Raw genomic sequence first — 15,097 nt, 5'->3', positions numbered from 1 at the left:
ATGAAACTTGCCATCATTTCCGACATCCACGGCAGCATCATTGCGCTGGAGCGGGTGCTGACCCAACTTGAGCCCTGGCAGCCGGATCACTATCTGCTGCTCGGCGATCTGCTCAACCATGGCCCGCGCAATCCTCTGCCGGAAGGGTATAACCCGGCCGCTGTGGCCGATCGGCTCAACGAGTTGGCTCCGCAAATCATCGCGGTGCGGGGCAACTGTGATTCCGAAGTAGATCAGATGCTGTTGCGCTTTCCCATCACCGCCCCCTACAACCAGTTACTGATCGATGAGCGGCGCTGGTTTGTCAGCCATGGCCATCTTTATCGCCCGGACGAGGTACAGCTGCCTGTGGGGAGTCTGTTCCTGAGCGGTCACACCCATGTACCTGTGCTGGAGTGGCAGGGGGAGCGGGTATTGATGAACCCGGGGTCAATCTGTTTCCCGCGCGGTGAGCTGCCGGCCAGTTACGGGTGCTATGAGGACGGGGTACTGCGCGTCAATGCGTGTGAGGACGGGCGAGAGTTGTTGCGACTGGTGCTTTAAAACGGAGAGCAAAAATGCAAGGCCTGATAAGAGATGTCAGGCCTTGATACCGTAGGAGCGGGTGCCAGAGCGAGTGTTGCCCTTGGCGTCATAGGTCAGGCTGTTGCGATCGCGCAGCTGACTCAGAAAGGTTGCCAGACGACGGTTTGATACGATGCTCAATTCAAGCAAGCGACCGTTGATATCATTTTGTGCCTGGCAAGCATCCAGTTTTGCACGAAGTTGCGCCATCTCATCGGGATAGGCTGCCAGCTGCAGTGCCAGTTCCGGCATCTCTGCCAGTGTCTTGTCCAGAGTTTCTATCGCAGCAAGCAACTGCTGTTTGCGCTCGGTCAGTGCGGGCAGGGCCAGTGCCTGATGCTGTTCGAGCAAGCTGAACTCCTCTTCCAGAATGCCTTGCATCTGGCTGAGGTAATCATCTTGGGTGTGCAGTAACGAAGGTAAATCCATCATCCCAGAACTTTGTCCAGATTGGCCTCGAAACTGAACATCTTCTTGGCCACAGCGTCGCTGTTAACCTGATATTCGCCACTCGCGACGGCTTTTTTCAGCCGTTCGACCTTGCTCTCATTGCCGGTCGAGGCGGTATTGAGGTTTTGTTGCATCTTTTGCAATTGTTGCGCCTCACTGGTCAAGGAGACGGAGTCCAGCTTGACAGTAGCCGCTTTGTTTTCGGGCGATGAGGTGACTGACTTGCTGCCTGTCCCCTGGCTATTAGCGGTATTTTGCAACCGATTATTCGCCAAGTTGTTGATATTGTTGATGGCCATTTTAGTTACCTTCGTCTGCTTTAAGGTTTGCTTACCTGTTTATCGGTGCGGCAGGTCAAAACTTTAGAAAAAAGTTGTCAAGGATCCGGATTTAAAAAGTGACCGATACGGCACCTACTGCACTGACTTTACCCTCAACGGTTTTGCCGGAGCGAATATTGACGAGTTTGATGATCTCTCCGAAGCTGCCATCTTGCAAGGCTCGGGCCATGGTTTTGATCTGGAAGTTGCTGTTTTCTGCCGTCAGGGTGACCTGATCCCCTTTGCACACTACACAAACCTGGCTCAAACGGATGGGTTGCCCAGGTTTTAGCTCCCGCTTGCTGCGTACTCCGACAAGAGGGGCTGTGTCAGTCAGGTAGTCGCCGCGGATCAGGGTCTGATCCTGATAGGCCAACACCAGCTGGCTTTCACTCAGCAGGTCCCCCTTGGCGATGGGGTTGGTCACAGTGACATAGGGCTTTTGAATGCTGACCCGTACCGGGAGATAGACGTCCCAGGGCCTCTCTTCCTCACATTTAAGGTAAACTGTTGTATTACGGCGAATTTCCATTTTTGCTGGTAAGCTGATAGTGAGCAGATCTTCGCAGCGGGTCAGTGGGAGCCGTTCATCCAGCGTGGCAGAGGTGACCTCGGCTCTGGCATCCAACGGAATATCCAGCTGGCTGTAAACGAACTCTTGTGCCTTTTCTTGCAGATAAGTAGTGACGTCCGAGGCGTAGCTGGAAGATATGCTGCCAAAAAAGAGGCTGATGAGTAAAAGTCGGTTAATCATTTTCGCTCGTTGGTCGATAAGTTGTTCACGCATATCACCATATTTAACTATGATTGCTTCAGAATCTGTTCGTTGTCACATCGATAGTCTGACGCAATCCATCACGCATGCATGATTAATGCCAAGCGTTTTTAGGGAGTGTTTATGGCCAGTATCCTGGACTCGGTCAACCAACGTACCCAGCTAGTGGGGCAAAACCGGCTGGAGTTGTTGTTGTTTCGTCTCAATGGACGTCAAAGATTTGGCATCAACGTATTCAAAGTGCGTGAAGTGTTGCAGTGCCCCCCCTTGACCGTGATGCCAAAATTGAACTCCTGCATTCGCGGAGTGGCTCATATTCGTGGCCAGACGATCTCGGTTATCGACCTCAGCATGGCGGTTGGCAAACGCCCGATTGATGATCTGAGCAAATGCTTCATTATCATCTCCGAGTACAACCGCTCTATTCAGGGTTTTCTGGTGCATTCGGTCGAGCGCATCATCAATATGAACTGGGAATCCATCCTGCCTCCGCCCAAAGGTGCGGGTCGCATCAACTACATGACAGCCGTGACTGAAGTCGATGGCGAGTTGGTCGAAATCCTTGATGTTGAGCGGATATTGAACGAAATTTCGCCGGTTGCAACGGATGTTAGTGAGGAGCTGGTTCAGGCCAGTGTCGACCACCCGACTCTGGGGCGTCCTGTTCTTGTTGCGGATGACTCCTCAGTGGCACGTAAACAGGTACAACGTGCGCTTGAGGCCATCGGTGTCGAGTGCGTGTTGGCAAAAGATGGCCGCGAAGCATTGAACATGCTGCTGGAAATGACCAAAAATGGTCCTATCAAGGATCAGGTTGCGCTGGTTATTTCGGATATCGAAATGCCGGAAATGGATGGCTATACCTTCACTGCCGAGATCCGGAATAATCCCAATCTCAAGGATTTGCATGTTATTCTGCATACCTCGCTCAGTGGAGTATTCAACCAGGCAATGGTGCAGAAAGTTGGTGCGAACAATTTTATCGCCAAGTTCCAGCCTGATGAATTGGCCAAGGCCGTACAAAACGCACTCTAATAAAGAAGAATAGCTGCATGAAGACACTTTCGGACGACTTATACAAACAGTTCAGCAATTTTCTGGCGGTACAGAGCGGAATTGTGCTGGGGGATAACAAACAGTATCTGGTGAAGAGCCGTCTTTCACCTTTGATGGCTCAGTTTGGCATCGAGAGTCTGTCTGATCTGGTTACCCGTGCAATGAGTGTGCGAGAGCGTGACCTGAAAATGGCCGTGGTGGATGCTATGACGACCAACGAGACCCTCTGGTTTCGTGATACCTATCCGTTTCAGCTTCTTACCGACAAGATTTTCCCCGAGTTGGGGAAAAGTGGCCGCCCCATCAAGATCTGGTCAGCCGCATCCTCGTCAGGTCAGGAGCCCTATTCCATTGCCATGACGGCACTGGAGCAGCAGATGAAAAAACCGGGTACCTTGCCTGGTGGCGTGCAAATTGTCGGGACGGATATTTCGACGACCATGCTCAATCAGTGTAAGGAAGGCGTTTACGATAGCCTTGCTCTGGCACGCGGTTTGTCACCGGAGCGCAAGAAGATGTTTTTTGAGCCTTACGGTGAAAACAAGATGCGGGTTGCCGAGCGAGTCAGAAAATTGACCACCTTCCGGCCACTCAACTTGCTGGAGAGTTATAGTCTGCTCGGCAAGTTTGACATTATCTTTTGCCGTAACGTGCTCATCTATTTTGCGCCGGAAGTGAAGTCGAAGATCCTCAACCAGTTTGCTGCCAGTCTCAACCCCGGTGGATATCTGATGTTGGGTGCGTCGGAGTCACTGGCCGGGTTGACCGACCGGTTCGAGATGATCCGCTGCAATCCGGGGATTGTCTACAAGGTCAAATAGGCTTGATGGCCTTGATACTCGGGATCTGCCGAATATTGCCAGTTCATGCAAAGAGGGAAGCTACGAGCTTCCCTCTTTCTTTATCTACAGCACCGTCTTTCTATTTACCTACCATATCTCGCCACTGCAAAAGTGGCTGAAGCTTTAAGGTGGCCAAATGATGCCGTCTGACTCAATGCGCGAGATGCTCCTGCCGTTTTCGGTCTGAAATGTGCTCATACCCAAACTATCGAACTGAGTGATTTGCTTGTGGCACACCTCTTGCAAACAAAATAAACCAAGCAGGAGGTGTGCTATGGCTCTTTCATTTGACAAGGCATTCGGTGTGCATCAACACACCATAAGCGTTCGCGCCAAGCGTGCTGAGGTGCTTTCCAGCAATATTGCCAACGCAGATACCCCGGGCTTCAAAGCCAGGGATATCAATTTTGCTCAGGCATTGCAGGAGGCCCAGTCGCATCAGGGGTTTGGTTTGGCAACGACCAGCGAAAAGCACTTTGCCTTGAATATGGACGCCCCGGGTACCGTACAATATCGCAACCCGCTGCAACCGGATACCGGTGACGGCAATACAGTCGATGTGCAGCAGGAGCGTAGTGAATTTCTGCGCAATAGCCTCGAGTATCAAACCTCCCTTGAATTTATGAATAGCAAGATCAGTGGCCTGCTCAAGGCCCTGAAAGGAGAGCAGTGATGAGTTTGTTCAAGGTCTTTGACATAGCAGGCTCGGCTATGAGTGCACAGTCAGTGCGCCTCAACACAGTTGCCAGCAACATGGCCAACGCGGACAGTGTCAGCTCCAGTGTGGAAAATACTTACCACGCCAGGCGGCCAGTCTTTGCCGCCCAGCTCGATCAGGCGATGTCTGACAAGCAGGGCTCGGTCGGGGTTGAGGTGAAGGGGATTGTCGAGAGCAAGGCGCCACTACTCAAGGAGTACAACCCCAACCACCCGATGGCGGATAAAGACGGTTTTATCTTCAAGCCAAACGTCAACATGGTTGAAGAGATGGCCGACATGATCAACGCCTCGCGCAGCTACCAGACCAACGTACAGGTTGCAGATTCGGCCAAGAAGATGCTGCAGCAGACGCTCCAGCTTGGCAAGTCCTGATAGGAGGGATGCAGCATGGTCGATACAACCAATAATGTGAACGGCATCAGCCGTACCACGACCCAGACGACAGGCAGCACAACGGCGCCGAAGAAAGAGCTGGATCAGGCTTCATTTATGAAGCTGCTAACAATGCAATTATCGTATCAAGACCCCTTCAAGCCTGTCGACAATGCCCAGATGCTTTCCCAAATGGCGTCCATGTCAACTTCGGAGGGGATTAGTAGTTTGTCTACCCAGATGGGGAAACTCAATGACCAGATGATTTCCAGTCAAGCCCTGCAAGCATCCTCTTTGGTAGGTCAAAATGTGCTACTGCCAAGCAATATAAGCTATTTAGACAAAGAGGGGCCACTATCAGCAGTCGTAGCGGTTGGCACTACTAATAAATATGCGAATATCAAAATCACTATCGAAGACGAAAAGGGACAAGTTATCAAAGAGTTTCCTCTGGAAGGAGAGCAAAAAGGTAACGTAGAAGTTGCTTGGGATGGTACAGACAAGGCTGGTAACCGAGTTTCTGCAGGCAAGTATGTCGTCAAAGCCAGCGGTACTCTTGATGGCAAGTCGGAAAATATTGCTGCATACGCTTATGCCAAAGTGGATAGCGTTGCCTTGGGCAATGCAACCAACCCGACCCGCCTCAACTTGAGAGGGCTGGGGAGCGAATATCTGAACAATATTTTGCAAATTTCAGGCACCAATTCAAATCCGACGGTTACACCGTCAAAAACCACGTCGACAGCATCGATCTAAGGAGCTGGATATGTCATTTAACAATGCCTTGAGCGGTGTCAACGCGGCACAAAAAGACTTGAACGTCACCGCCAACAACATTGCCAACGTTAACACCATGGGCTTTAAAGAGTCCCGTGCCGAGTTTGCGGATGTCTACGCCAACTCCATCTTTGTCAATGCCAAGACTCAGGTCGGTAACGGTGTGGCGACCGGTGCGGTTGCCCAGCAGTTCCACCAGGGGGCGCTGCAATTTACCAATAACGCACTGGACTTGGCGATTCAGGGGAATGGCTTCTTTGTGACCTCCGATGGATTGACCAACCTGGATCGCACCTATACCCGTGCCGGCGCCTTCAAGCTCAATGAAAACAGCTATATGGTCAATAATCAGGGCCATTACCTGCAAGGCTATGAAATTAATCCTGATGGTACGCCCAAGGCAGTCAGTATTAATGCGACCAAGCCTATTCAAATACCTGATAGGGCTGGTGAGCCTAAAATGACTTCATTGGTGGAGGCAAGTTTTAACTTGAGTATTGATAGTAAAACAAAGCCTACTTTGCCCGCTAATTTTGATCGTACTAACTCGTCAACATATGCTCATTCAACATCTGTGACTATTTATGATTCGCTTGGTGCTCCCCATACAATCACGAAGTATTTTGTCCGCCATGAAGATCCGGCCAATGCGGGGCAGCCTCTGAACCCGGGAACTTGGAGTATGTTCATGTATGAAGGGGACAAGCCTATAAATATTAATGGTGGTACGGCGAGTCCAGGAGCAGGTATTCCCACTGGTCTGCAGATGACATTTACTCCTTCGGGTAAGCTGGATACAACAATACCGGTTGCACCTATCAAGACTGTTGCGTTGGGCAATGGCGCTGGTGGTGCAGGGATTATTAACAATGGTGCAGATCCGACCCAGACGTTGGAAATTCGTCTTGGGACTGTTACCCAATACAACTCACCTTTTGAAGTCAACAAATTGACTCAGGATGGTGCGACAGTAGGCCGTCTAACAAAGGTTGAAATTACGCCGGACGGTGTTGTGTCTGCCACGTACAGTAATGCTACGACGTTAAAAGTGGCTATGGTTGCGCTGGCCAAGTTTGCGAACTCGCAAGGATTGACTCAGGTTGGTGATACATCCTGGCGGCAGTCCCTGCTCTCAGGGGATGCATTGCCTGGTACTCCTAATTCAGGTACGTTTGGTAGCATAAAATCTTCAGCGCTGGAGCAGTCCAACGTGGATTTGACCTCGGAGCTAGTGGACTTGATCACTGCCCAGCGTAACTTCCAGGCCAACTCCCGTTCTCTGGAGGTCAACAGTTCGCTGCAGCAGACCATCCTGCAGATCCGTTAATTGCGCAATACATGATAATGAGAGGGGGCTTGGCCCCCTCTCTGTTTCTGTCTCATTCCCATTCTCCTTATCCCCTCATATTTCTGCTGTTGGCACTCTAATTGCATTTCTCCTGTCAGAGTCATCTGTTTGACGGAGAATTCCATGGATCACCTGCTTTATATCGCCATGTCCGGGGCCAAAGAGACCATGAACAGCCTGGCTGTTCGGGGCAACAACCTCGCCAATGCCAATACCACCGGCTTCAAGTCCGATTTTGAGCAGGCCAGAAGCATGCAGGCGTTCGGAGAGGGCTTGCCAAGCCGGGTCTTTGCCATGGCTGAGCGCCCGGGTCAGAACCTGCAGCATGGCATGCTGATGACCACCGGACGGGATCTGGACGTGGCGGTAGATGGTCCTGGCTGGATTGCCGTGCAGGATCCCAAGGGCGGCGAGGCCTATACCCGCATGGGGAATTTGCAGGTCAATGCGACCGGCAATTTGCAGACCTCGACCGGTCTGAATGTGGTGGATGACGGTGGTCAGCCCATCGTGCTGCCGATGCCGATGGAGAAACTCGAGATCAATCGGGATGGCACCATCAGCGGTCGTCCTGAGGGGGCTGCCGCCAACTTGCCGGAAGATTTTCAGCGGATCAAGTTGGTCAATCCGGCCGCCGATGCGGTGGAGAAGGGCCAAGATGGTCTGTTTCGCCGCAAGGATGGCCAGAATGAACCCGCCTCAGCCAATGTCGGCCTGATTGCCGGCTCCCTTGAGGGGAGCAACGTCAATGTGGTGGATGAGATGACCAACCTGATCCGGCTGCAGCGCCAGTTCGAAACCCAGGTCAAAATCATGAAGACGGCCGAAGAGAATGATGAAGCTCAAACCCAACTGCTGCGAATCAGCTAATCAAGGAGTTACCTATGAATCCCGCACTCTGGATCAGCAAGACCGGGTTGGATGCACAGCAGACCAATATTTCGGTCACTTCGAACAATCTGGCGAACGCCAGCACCGTGGGCTTCAAAAAGTCACGGGCCATCTTTGAAGATCTGCTGTATCAAAACATCAACCAGCCCGGTGGCCGATCCTCTGCCGATACCGAGCTCCCCTCCGGCTTGATGCTGGGTGCGGGTGCCAAGGTAGTCGCGACCCAGAAAAACCACAGCCAGGGCAACGTGCAAACCACAGACAACTCGCTGGATCTGATGATCAGTGGTCGTGGTTATTTTGAAATTCAGCTGCCGGATGGCAGTGCGGCCTATACCCGCAACGGTCAGTTCACCCTCAACGATGAAGGGACCATAGTGACTCCGGGTAATGGTTACCCGCTGCAACCGGAAATCCAGATCCCGGAAAATGCCCAGAGCGTTACGGTGGGTGAAGATGGCCAGGTCTCGGTGCAGCTCAAGGGCGATGGCGCTTCTCAGGTCGTCGGTCAGATCAACATCTCCGACTTCGTCAACGCCAGCGGCTTGCAGCCGATGGGGGAGAACATGTTTGTCGAGACCCAATCCAGTGGTGCTGCCGCTCAGGGGACTGCCGGTGCCGATGGCTTGGGGGTGATCAAGCAGGGGATGCTGGAGACTTCCAACGTCAACGTGACCGAAGAGCTGGTGAACCTCATTCAGGCTCAGCGGGTCTACGAGATGAACTCCAAGGTGCTCTCCGCCGTGGACGGAATGATGTCCTTCCTGATCCAGCGTACCTAATTAGGAGGTGCATGATGAAAGCCGTATGGATGCTGGGATTGCTGGTGCTGGGAGGGTGTAGCAGCACTCCCAATACGCCCAAGCCTGATGATCCCGAGTTTTCCCCCGTCTACGGGGAGTCGGAGCCGGTGTCGGTGCGACCGACAGGGGCGATTTTCCAGCCGGATCAGGTCAATGGCATCTATTCGGATATCAAGGCACACAAGGTAGGCGACATCATTACCATCGAGCTGTCGGAGTCGACCTCCGCCTCGAAAAAGGCCAATACCCAGAGTGGCAAGGACAATAAATTCAATCTGGATCCGGTCAAGCTGGGTGGCGTGCCAGTCACCGCCAGCCCCTATGATCTTTCGGCTTCCATTGGTCAGAACAGCGCGTTCAAGGGGCAGGCCAAAGCGGACCAGAGCAACAGCCTGCAGGGCAATATTTCGGTCAGCGTGGCCAAGGTGCTGCCCAACGGCAATCTGGTGGTGCGCGGCGAGAAGTGGATCATGCTCAACAATGGCAATGAATATATCCGGATCACCGGCCTTATTCGCCCGGAGGATGTGACGTCTGATAACAGCGTTTCGTCCCAGAAAGTGGCTAATGCCCGCATTTACTACGGTGGTACCGGCGATCTGGCCAATAGCCAGGAGCAAGGGTGGCTTACCAGCTTTTTCAATGGTCCCTGGTGGCCGCTCTAGGAGATGTTATGAAGTCACTCCGTCTTGTCACACTGCTCTGCTGTCTGCTGCCCTTGGGCGTGGCCAATGCGGCCCGGATCAAGGACATCAGCTCGGTTGAAGGGGTGCGTAATAACCAGCTGATTGGTTACGGTCTGGTGGTGGGGTTGCCCGGCACTGGCGAGAAGAACAACGCCTTCACCGAGCAGACTTTCCGCACCATGCTCAACAACTTTGGCATCAAGGTGCCGGATAACATCAAGCCCAAGATCAAGGATGTGGCGCCGGTGGCGATCCATGCCGACCTGCCCCCCTTCTCCAAGCCGGGCCAGACCATCGATGTGACGGTCTCTGCCATTGGCGAGGCCAAGAGCCTGCGGGGCGGCACTCTGCTGCAGAGCTTTCTGAAAGGGCTCGATGGCCGGGTTTATGCGGTTGCCCAGGGCAGTCTGGTGGTCGGTGGTCTGGGGGCCGAGGGGGCTGATGGCTCCAAGGTAGTGATCAATACCCCGACTGTCGGGCGGATTGCCAACGGTGCGACCGTGGAGCGGGAGGTGCCCAACTCCTTCAGTCAGGGGGACACCATCACCTTCAACCTTAACCGACCCGACTTTACTACTGCGCGCCGTCTGGCCGATGTGGTCAACGATCTGGTGGGGCCCAATACCGCTCAGGCGCTCGATGCCACCTCGGTCAAGGTCTATGCCCCGCGGGATCCGGGTCAGCGCGTCTCCTATCTCGCCACCATCGAGAATCTGGAGGTGGATCCGGCCAACGAGGCGGCCAAGATCATCGTTAACTCCCGCACTGGCACCATAGTGATCGGCAGTCAGGTCAAGCTCAAACCGGCGGCCATCAGCCACGGCGGGTTGACGGTGACCATCGCCGAAAACCAGCAGGTCTCCCAGCCCAACCCGCTGGCAGGAGGAGAGACGACGGTGACCAACAACTCGACCATCAATGTCCAGCAGGAGCCGGGGCGTATGTTCAAGTTTGATACCGGTGCGACCCTGGACGATCTGGTCCGGGCGGTCAATCAGGTCGGGGTCGCCCCCGGTGATTTGATGGCCATCCTTGAGGCGCTGCAGCAGGCAGGCGCCATCGAGGGGCAACTGGTCATATTGTAACAAGCGGCAAGTGGTTGCCACGGGTGGCAATGAGGTAAGCAAAATGGCGGAGTTTGACAGCAACAGCGGCATGAATCTCGGGATGGTACAGGACATCAAGAACCTGGACCGTCTGCGCCAGATGAGCCAAAGCAAAGAGGGGCAGGCCGAAGCGCTCAAGAGTGCGTCACGCCAGTTCGAGTCAATCTTTACCCAGATGCTGTTTCAGAGCATGCGTCAGGCCAACGGGGTGTTGACTCAGGACAACCTGATGAACAGCAGCTATACCCAGTTCTATGAAGGGATGCTGGATGAGCAGCGAGTCGCCGACATGTCCAGCAAGGGGGGGCTGGGATTGGCTGACATGGTGGCCAAGCAGCTCTCTCCCGAGACCTTTACCCATCAGGATGGACGGGTGCTCAAGATGCCCCAGCGCACCGAACGGACCTACAAACCCTATCAGCCACCCACGGCGGCTGCCGATGATTTGATCGCAGCATCAAAAGTTGGCAAAGATTTTGCTGAAAGAGAGATGACCGAGGAGGTCAAGGAGAGCCACGCACTCACTATGCCCCGTCGTCCTCACCGTAGCATTCCGCCCATGGGGCGCATGGCCAGCGAAGAGGGCAGTGCCACCGGTAGTGGGGGCAAAGAGTTCGATACGCCGGAACAGTTCGTCAATCGCCTGATGCCGCTGGCCAAGAAAGCGGCCGACAAGTTGGGGTTAAGCCCGGCGGTACTGGTCGCTCAGGCGGCACTGGAGAGCGGTTGGGGCAAGCGGGTGATCAAGGATGGCGAGGGGCAGGTGACCCATAACCTGTTTGGCATCAAGGCCGATCCGCGCTGGGAAGGGCCAAAGGCGGTGGTCAGCACGCTCGAGTATGAGCAAGGCGTCGCCTCCCGCCAGAAAGCGGCATTTCGCTCTTATGAGTCGTTTGAAGAGAGCTTCAACGACTATGTGGACTTCCTCACTTCCGGCTCTCGCTACAAGGGAGCCCTGGCGAAGGTGGATAGTCCCGATCGCTACTTTGAGGCGCTGCAACAGGCGGGTTATGCCACCGACCCGCACTACGCCAGAAAATTGAAACAGGTATTGCGCAGTGACGCCATTGCCCAATACAACGAGATGGAGCTGTAACGTATGGCAAGCGACCTGCTTGGGATTGGTTCATCGGGCGTGCTGGCACAGCAACGCCTGCTGCAGACCACCAGTAACAACATAGTGAACGTCAATAGCCAGGGCTATGTGCGTGAGCGTACGCTGGTGTATACCAATACCATCGGTCTGGGGACCGGTGACATCAAGACCCAGCGGGTAATCAACGACTATATGCAGGGGGAGGTGCGCCGTGATACCTCTGCCTATCATGCCTCCCTGACCCATTATGAACAGTTGGCTGGCGTTGACAGCTTGCTGGGGAATACCAGCAACAGCGTGGGGGCGGCCATCACCTCCTACTTCAAGTCATTTCACTCAGCCAATGAATCGCCTGCCGAGATCGGTGGGCGCAAGGTGGTGATGACGGAGTTGAGTGGCATGGTCAACCGTTTTCATACCCTCTCGGCGCAGCTCGACAAACAGAGCGATACCTTCAACACCCGCATTGAAGATGAAACCAAGCAGGTCAACAGCCTGCTCACCAGCATCAATGATCTTAATCAGGCCATCATCCGCACCCAGGGGTCACCCGAAGAGAACCTGATGCTGTTTGATCAGCGGGATGAGGCGATCCGCCAGCTGTCGGAGAAGATGGATATTCGTACCGTAGCCCAACCCAACGGCAGCATGCTGGTCAATATGAGCACTGGCCATTCGCTGATCCTTGATGGGGGCGTCGCCCAGTTCAAGGTGATTGCAGGAGATCCTGACTCCCGGGATCAGGAGCTGCAGCTGACCCTGGGGGCGAACAAGGCAACCATCGATCACGATACGTTTGGTGGTGCCATGGGGGGGCTGTTCAAGGCGCGTACCGACCTTGAGCCGACCAAGCGCGAACTGGGGCAGCTGGCCGTGGCGATGGCGGATGCGATGAACCAGCAGAACCGCCTCGGGATGGATCTGGATAACGAGATTGGCGGCGATATTTTCACCCTGCCTGCCAGCAAGGGCTTACCCTACGGCAATAACACCGGGACGGTCGGGGCGAATGTCAGCTTCGTGCCGGGCAAGGGGACATCAGTGACCCCGTTTGATTACGAAGTGCAATTTAGCAGTGCCACTGGTTATGAGGTGTTTTCGCTGGACAAGTCTGGCAATCGTACCTTGATCACTGCGGGGGCTACCCCACCAACAACCTTTGAGCTGACCGGGCACGGGATCTCGATCGATCTCACCGGCACGCCAGCTGCGGGTGACAGACTGTTGCTGCAACCGACCAAAAGTGCGGCCGCTGGTCTGGGTCAGTTGATCACCCGACCGGAAGATTTGGCCCTGGCCTCTCCGCTTAAAGCGGAAAAGACCACCAATAATGGCGGCGGGGCTGATATCAAACTGGGTGGCGTATTTAATACAGGTGCGGGGTCAGGTTTTGGTACCAATAGTCTGAGCCCGACAGCGCCTCAGGTGGTCAAAATCGATGCTAGTGGTAACTATCAGGTGTTTCAAGCCGATGGTACTACTCTGATAGGTACGGCCCCTGCGAGCAGCAAGGGGCAGAATTTGATGGCTGCTTTGCAACTGCCACCCCCCACTGGTGGACCAGCTTATCCAAACCCGAAACAGGCGCCCGGCTACGAGTTCAGCATCACCGGAACGGTGGATGCCGGTGACAGCTTCAAGCTCAGTTACAACAGCAATGGCTTTGCCGATAACAGCAATGGACTGGTTCTGGCCGAGCTGCAAAACAAGGATCTGGTGCGCAAGAGCACCAATGGTGGGACGACCAACGACAAGATGACCTTCAATCAGGCCTATTCCGGGTTGGTGATGGAAGTGGGCAACAATACCAGTCAGGCAAAAACGCTGCTCAAGGCCAATGAGTCCAAGCTTATCCAGAGCACCGGCATTTTTGAAAGCGTGTCTGGGGTCAATCTGGAGGAGGAGGCGGCCAATCTGATCCGCTTCCAACAATCCTATGCGGCATCGGCGCAAATCGTCAGCACGGCCAAAACCATTTTCGATACACTGCTCTCTTCCGTGAGGTAACGTCATGCGCATCACCACCAACATGATCTACGACCGGAATATCTATTCCCTCAACAGTGCCAACGAGCGGTTGAATACTGCCTATCAACAGCTGCAAACCGGCAATAAATTTCAGACTGCCGGCGAAGATCCTGCGGGGATGAGTCAGAAGATGGCACTGACCAAGGAGATTGACCTGTTCAAGCAGTACAGTGTCAATGGCAGCTTGCTGGAAAACAGCCTGGGGCATGAGGAGACGGTATTAACGTCGATTAACAATGCGATGCTTAGTGCCCAGACTCTGATCCAGAAGTCAAATAATGGCGCTATCAGCATGGATGATCGCAAGGCCATAGCCAGCGAGCTGGAAGGGTTGCAGCAGCAGATGTTTGACCTGATGAATAGCAAAAACTCCTCGGGTGAATTTATATTTGGCGGCAATCAGAGCAAGACCCAGCCATATATAAAAGACGCTAACGGAAAATATATTTTTCAGGGTGACCCTGGTCAGCGAAATATTCAGGTCTCACCCACGGTACAAATTGCTGCCAATGATTCCGGGCAAGATCTGTTTGAAATCGTGGCGACCAGAAGAACCGCCAGTGCAACCACAGCAAATATCAAGGTTGGGATAGGCGATCAGGGTAACTTTGATAATTTCTATAAGTCCAATTATAACTCGGCACTGCCCAGTAATACCTATACCGTATCAACCACCATAGGCCCACCGGATACCTACGATATCAAGGATGCCGGTGGTGCAACCCTGCAAACGGGTAACTACACTGCTGGCACTAAGATCCCTTTCAATGGATTGGAGTTGACCGTCAGCTCGCCTGCGGGCAGTTCTGAGCAGTTTGATCTTAATCCACCGAAGAATGACAACATATTGAATGGTATGTCGGATTTTATTACCGCCTTGCGTGATCCCGCTATTACCGCTGACAACTTTGCGTTGGAAGTAGCCGATGCTACCGTCCATATGAAAAATGCTCGTCTGAATATCGATCATGGATTGGGGGAGTTGGGTGGCAGGATGAACAGTCTCGAGGCAGTCATGGATTCTAACGAGGGGTTGAGTACCCTCAACGCCGAGGCGAGAGCCAAGGTGTCGGAAGCGGATCTCTATGAAGTGATTTCCGCGCTGTCAAAAGAGGATGCGGCATTGAGTGCCTCGCAACTCTCTTTCAGCAAAATAAGCCGTCTGACGCTATTTGACTATATTCGTTAATAAAAAAGGGGCCCTTTGGGGCCTTTCCTTTTATCCAGGTTCTGTAAATTGGTTCCGTGTCATCCCCTGCCAAT

General features: G+C 53.6%; 17 protein-coding genes. 14 read left to right on the top strand and 3 right to left on the bottom strand.

From position 1 onward, the window contains the following. Nucleotides 1–543, top strand: a complete 543-nt coding sequence (gene yfcE / locus AB5Y82_RS16590) for a phosphodiesterase (protein WP_111899692.1) — start codon at nt 1–3, stop codon at nt 541–543. Nucleotides 544–579: 36 nt separating this feature from the next. Here the strand turns inward: yfcE and AB5Y82_RS16585 are convergent, their stop codons facing one another. From AB5Y82_RS16585 to flgA, 3 genes are all read right to left on the bottom strand, one after another. Then, the gene (locus AB5Y82_RS16585) at nt 580–996 is read right to left on the bottom strand and encodes a flagella synthesis protein FlgN (RefSeq protein WP_040066163.1); all 417 of its coding nucleotides are present in this window, start codon (nt 994–996) and stop codon (nt 580–582) included. Beyond that, nucleotides 993–1,313, bottom strand: a complete 321-nt coding sequence (gene flgM, locus AB5Y82_RS16580) for a flagellar biosynthesis anti-sigma factor FlgM (protein ID WP_005334177.1) — start codon at nt 1,311–1,313, stop codon at nt 993–995. Before flgM ends, AB5Y82_RS16585 begins: the two co-directional genes overlap by 4 nt. Before the next feature lie 91 nt (nt 1,314–1,404). Further along, nucleotides 1,405–2,088: a flagellar basal body P-ring formation chaperone FlgA gene (flgA, locus tag AB5Y82_RS16575; RefSeq protein WP_005334175.1), complete on the bottom strand. Its 684-nt coding sequence runs from the start codon at nt 2,086–2,088 to the stop codon at nt 1,405–1,407. Between the two features lie 144 nt (nt 2,089–2,232). Between flgA and AB5Y82_RS16570 the strand changes: the two genes are divergently transcribed. The 13 genes from AB5Y82_RS16570 to flgL all read left to right on the top strand — a co-directional run bounded on the left by AB5Y82_RS16570 (nt 2,233) and on the right by flgL (nt 15,023). Further along, nucleotides 2,233–3,144, top strand: a complete 912-nt coding sequence (locus AB5Y82_RS16570) for a chemotaxis protein CheV (protein WP_005334174.1) — start codon at nt 2,233–2,235, stop codon at nt 3,142–3,144. Nucleotides 3,145–3,161: 17 nt separating this feature from the next. Further along, nucleotides 3,162–3,986 (top strand): protein-glutamate O-methyltransferase CheR, encoded by an 825-nt coding sequence (locus AB5Y82_RS16565; protein WP_069527135.1) that lies wholly within the window; start codon nt 3,162–3,164, stop codon nt 3,984–3,986. Nucleotides 3,987–4,281: 295 nt separating this feature from the next. Further along, entirely contained in the window at nt 4,282–4,680 is a 399-nt protein-coding gene (flgB, locus tag AB5Y82_RS16560; RefSeq protein WP_005334169.1) for a flagellar basal body rod protein FlgB, read from the top strand. Beyond that, complete coding sequence (gene flgC, locus AB5Y82_RS16555) at nt 4,680–5,099, top strand: flagellar basal body rod protein FlgC (RefSeq protein WP_005350658.1); 420 nt, start codon at nt 4,680–4,682, stop codon at nt 5,097–5,099. The genes flgB and flgC overlap by 1 nt, the downstream gene beginning before the upstream one ends. A gap of 15 nt (nt 5,100–5,114) precedes the next feature. Beyond that, entirely contained in the window at nt 5,115–5,855 is a 741-nt protein-coding gene (locus tag AB5Y82_RS16550; RefSeq protein WP_042052947.1) for a flagellar hook assembly protein FlgD, read from the top strand. A gap of 10 nt (nt 5,856–5,865) precedes the next feature. Beyond that, on the top strand, nt 5,866–7,203 hold the full coding sequence (gene flgE, locus AB5Y82_RS16545; RefSeq protein WP_021231059.1) for a flagellar hook protein FlgE: 1,338 nt from the start codon (nt 5,866–5,868) through the stop codon (nt 7,201–7,203). Between the two features lie 144 nt (nt 7,204–7,347). Next, on the top strand, nt 7,348–8,094 hold the full coding sequence (gene flgF / locus AB5Y82_RS16540) for a flagellar basal-body rod protein FlgF (RefSeq protein WP_005334159.1): 747 nt from the start codon (nt 7,348–7,350) through the stop codon (nt 8,092–8,094). A gap of 14 nt (nt 8,095–8,108) precedes the next feature. Next, nucleotides 8,109–8,897 carry a flagellar basal-body rod protein FlgG gene (gene flgG, locus AB5Y82_RS16535; RefSeq protein ID WP_005334158.1) on the top strand — a complete coding sequence of 263 codons (789 nt, stop codon included), beginning with the start codon at nt 8,109–8,111 and terminating at the stop codon, nt 8,895–8,897. Nucleotides 8,898–8,911: 14 nt separating this feature from the next. After that, nucleotides 8,912–9,583 (top strand): flagellar basal body L-ring protein FlgH, encoded by a 672-nt coding sequence (gene flgH / locus AB5Y82_RS16530; protein WP_005334152.1) that lies wholly within the window; start codon nt 8,912–8,914, stop codon nt 9,581–9,583. An 8-nt stretch (nt 9,584–9,591) separates the two neighbouring features. Then, on the top strand, nt 9,592–10,689 hold the full coding sequence (locus tag AB5Y82_RS16525) for a flagellar basal body P-ring protein FlgI (RefSeq protein ID WP_005350664.1): 1,098 nt from the start codon (nt 9,592–9,594) through the stop codon (nt 10,687–10,689). Nucleotides 10,690–10,732: 43 nt separating this feature from the next. After that, on the top strand, nt 10,733–11,806 hold the full coding sequence (flgJ, locus tag AB5Y82_RS16520; RefSeq protein WP_128836052.1) for a flagellar assembly peptidoglycan hydrolase FlgJ: 1,074 nt from the start codon (nt 10,733–10,735) through the stop codon (nt 11,804–11,806). A 3-nt stretch (nt 11,807–11,809) separates the two neighbouring features. Beyond that, nucleotides 11,810–13,813: a flagellar basal body rod C-terminal domain-containing protein gene (locus AB5Y82_RS16515; protein WP_111899694.1), complete on the top strand. Its 2,004-nt coding sequence runs from the start codon at nt 11,810–11,812 to the stop codon at nt 13,811–13,813. A gap of 4 nt (nt 13,814–13,817) precedes the next feature. Beyond that, on the top strand, nt 13,818–15,023 hold the full coding sequence (flgL, locus tag AB5Y82_RS16510; RefSeq protein ID WP_111899695.1) for a flagellar hook-associated protein FlgL: 1,206 nt from the start codon (nt 13,818–13,820) through the stop codon (nt 15,021–15,023). The last annotated feature ends 74 nt before the right edge of the window (nt 15,024–15,097 follow it).

The sequence above is a fragment of the Aeromonas sp. s13 genome, from assembly GCF_040907905.1.
GTDB classification, from domain to species: domain Bacteria; phylum Pseudomonadota; class Gammaproteobacteria; order Enterobacterales; family Aeromonadaceae; genus Aeromonas; species Aeromonas veronii.
This window is presented reverse-complemented; position numbering and strand designations above follow the sequence as displayed.

Excerpts from the sequence above, each read along its gene's own strand:
- flgF (WP_005334159.1), top strand. The coding sequence starts at position 7,348 with ATGGATCACCTGCTTTATATCGCCATGTCCGGGGCCAAAGAGACCATG.
- AB5Y82_RS16570 (WP_005334174.1), top strand. The coding sequence starts at position 2,233 with ATGGCCAGTATCCTGGACTCGGTCAACCAACGTACCCAGCTAGTGGGG.
- AB5Y82_RS16515 (WP_111899694.1), top strand. The coding sequence starts at position 11,810 with ATGGCAAGCGACCTGCTTGGGATTGGTTCATCGGGCGTGCTGGCACAG.
- flgH (WP_005334152.1), top strand. The coding sequence starts at position 8,912 with ATGAAAGCCGTATGGATGCTGGGATTGCTGGTGCTGGGAGGGTGTAGC.
- flgM (WP_005334177.1), bottom strand. The coding sequence starts at position 1,313 with ATGGCCATCAACAATATCAACAACTTGGCGAATAATCGGTTGCAAAAT.
- yfcE (WP_111899692.1), top strand. The coding sequence starts at position 1 with ATGAAACTTGCCATCATTTCCGACATCCACGGCAGCATCATTGCGCTG.
- flgE (WP_021231059.1), top strand. The coding sequence starts at position 5,866 with ATGTCATTTAACAATGCCTTGAGCGGTGTCAACGCGGCACAAAAAGAC.
- AB5Y82_RS16565 (WP_069527135.1), top strand. The coding sequence starts at position 3,162 with ATGAAGACACTTTCGGACGACTTATACAAACAGTTCAGCAATTTTCTG.
- flgG (WP_005334158.1), top strand. The coding sequence starts at position 8,109 with ATGAATCCCGCACTCTGGATCAGCAAGACCGGGTTGGATGCACAGCAG.
- flgJ (WP_128836052.1), top strand. The coding sequence starts at position 10,733 with ATGGCGGAGTTTGACAGCAACAGCGGCATGAATCTCGGGATGGTACAG.
- flgL (WP_111899695.1), top strand. The coding sequence starts at position 13,818 with ATGCGCATCACCACCAACATGATCTACGACCGGAATATCTATTCCCTC.
- AB5Y82_RS16585 (WP_040066163.1), bottom strand. The coding sequence starts at position 996 with ATGATGGATTTACCTTCGTTACTGCACACCCAAGATGATTACCTCAGC.
- AB5Y82_RS16525 (WP_005350664.1), top strand. The coding sequence starts at position 9,592 with ATGAAGTCACTCCGTCTTGTCACACTGCTCTGCTGTCTGCTGCCCTTG.
- AB5Y82_RS16550 (WP_042052947.1), top strand. The coding sequence starts at position 5,115 with ATGGTCGATACAACCAATAATGTGAACGGCATCAGCCGTACCACGACC.
- flgA (WP_005334175.1), bottom strand. The coding sequence starts at position 2,088 with ATGATTAACCGACTTTTACTCATCAGCCTCTTTTTTGGCAGCATATCT.
- flgC (WP_005350658.1), top strand. The coding sequence starts at position 4,680 with ATGAGTTTGTTCAAGGTCTTTGACATAGCAGGCTCGGCTATGAGTGCA.
- flgB (WP_005334169.1), top strand. The coding sequence starts at position 4,282 with ATGGCTCTTTCATTTGACAAGGCATTCGGTGTGCATCAACACACCATA.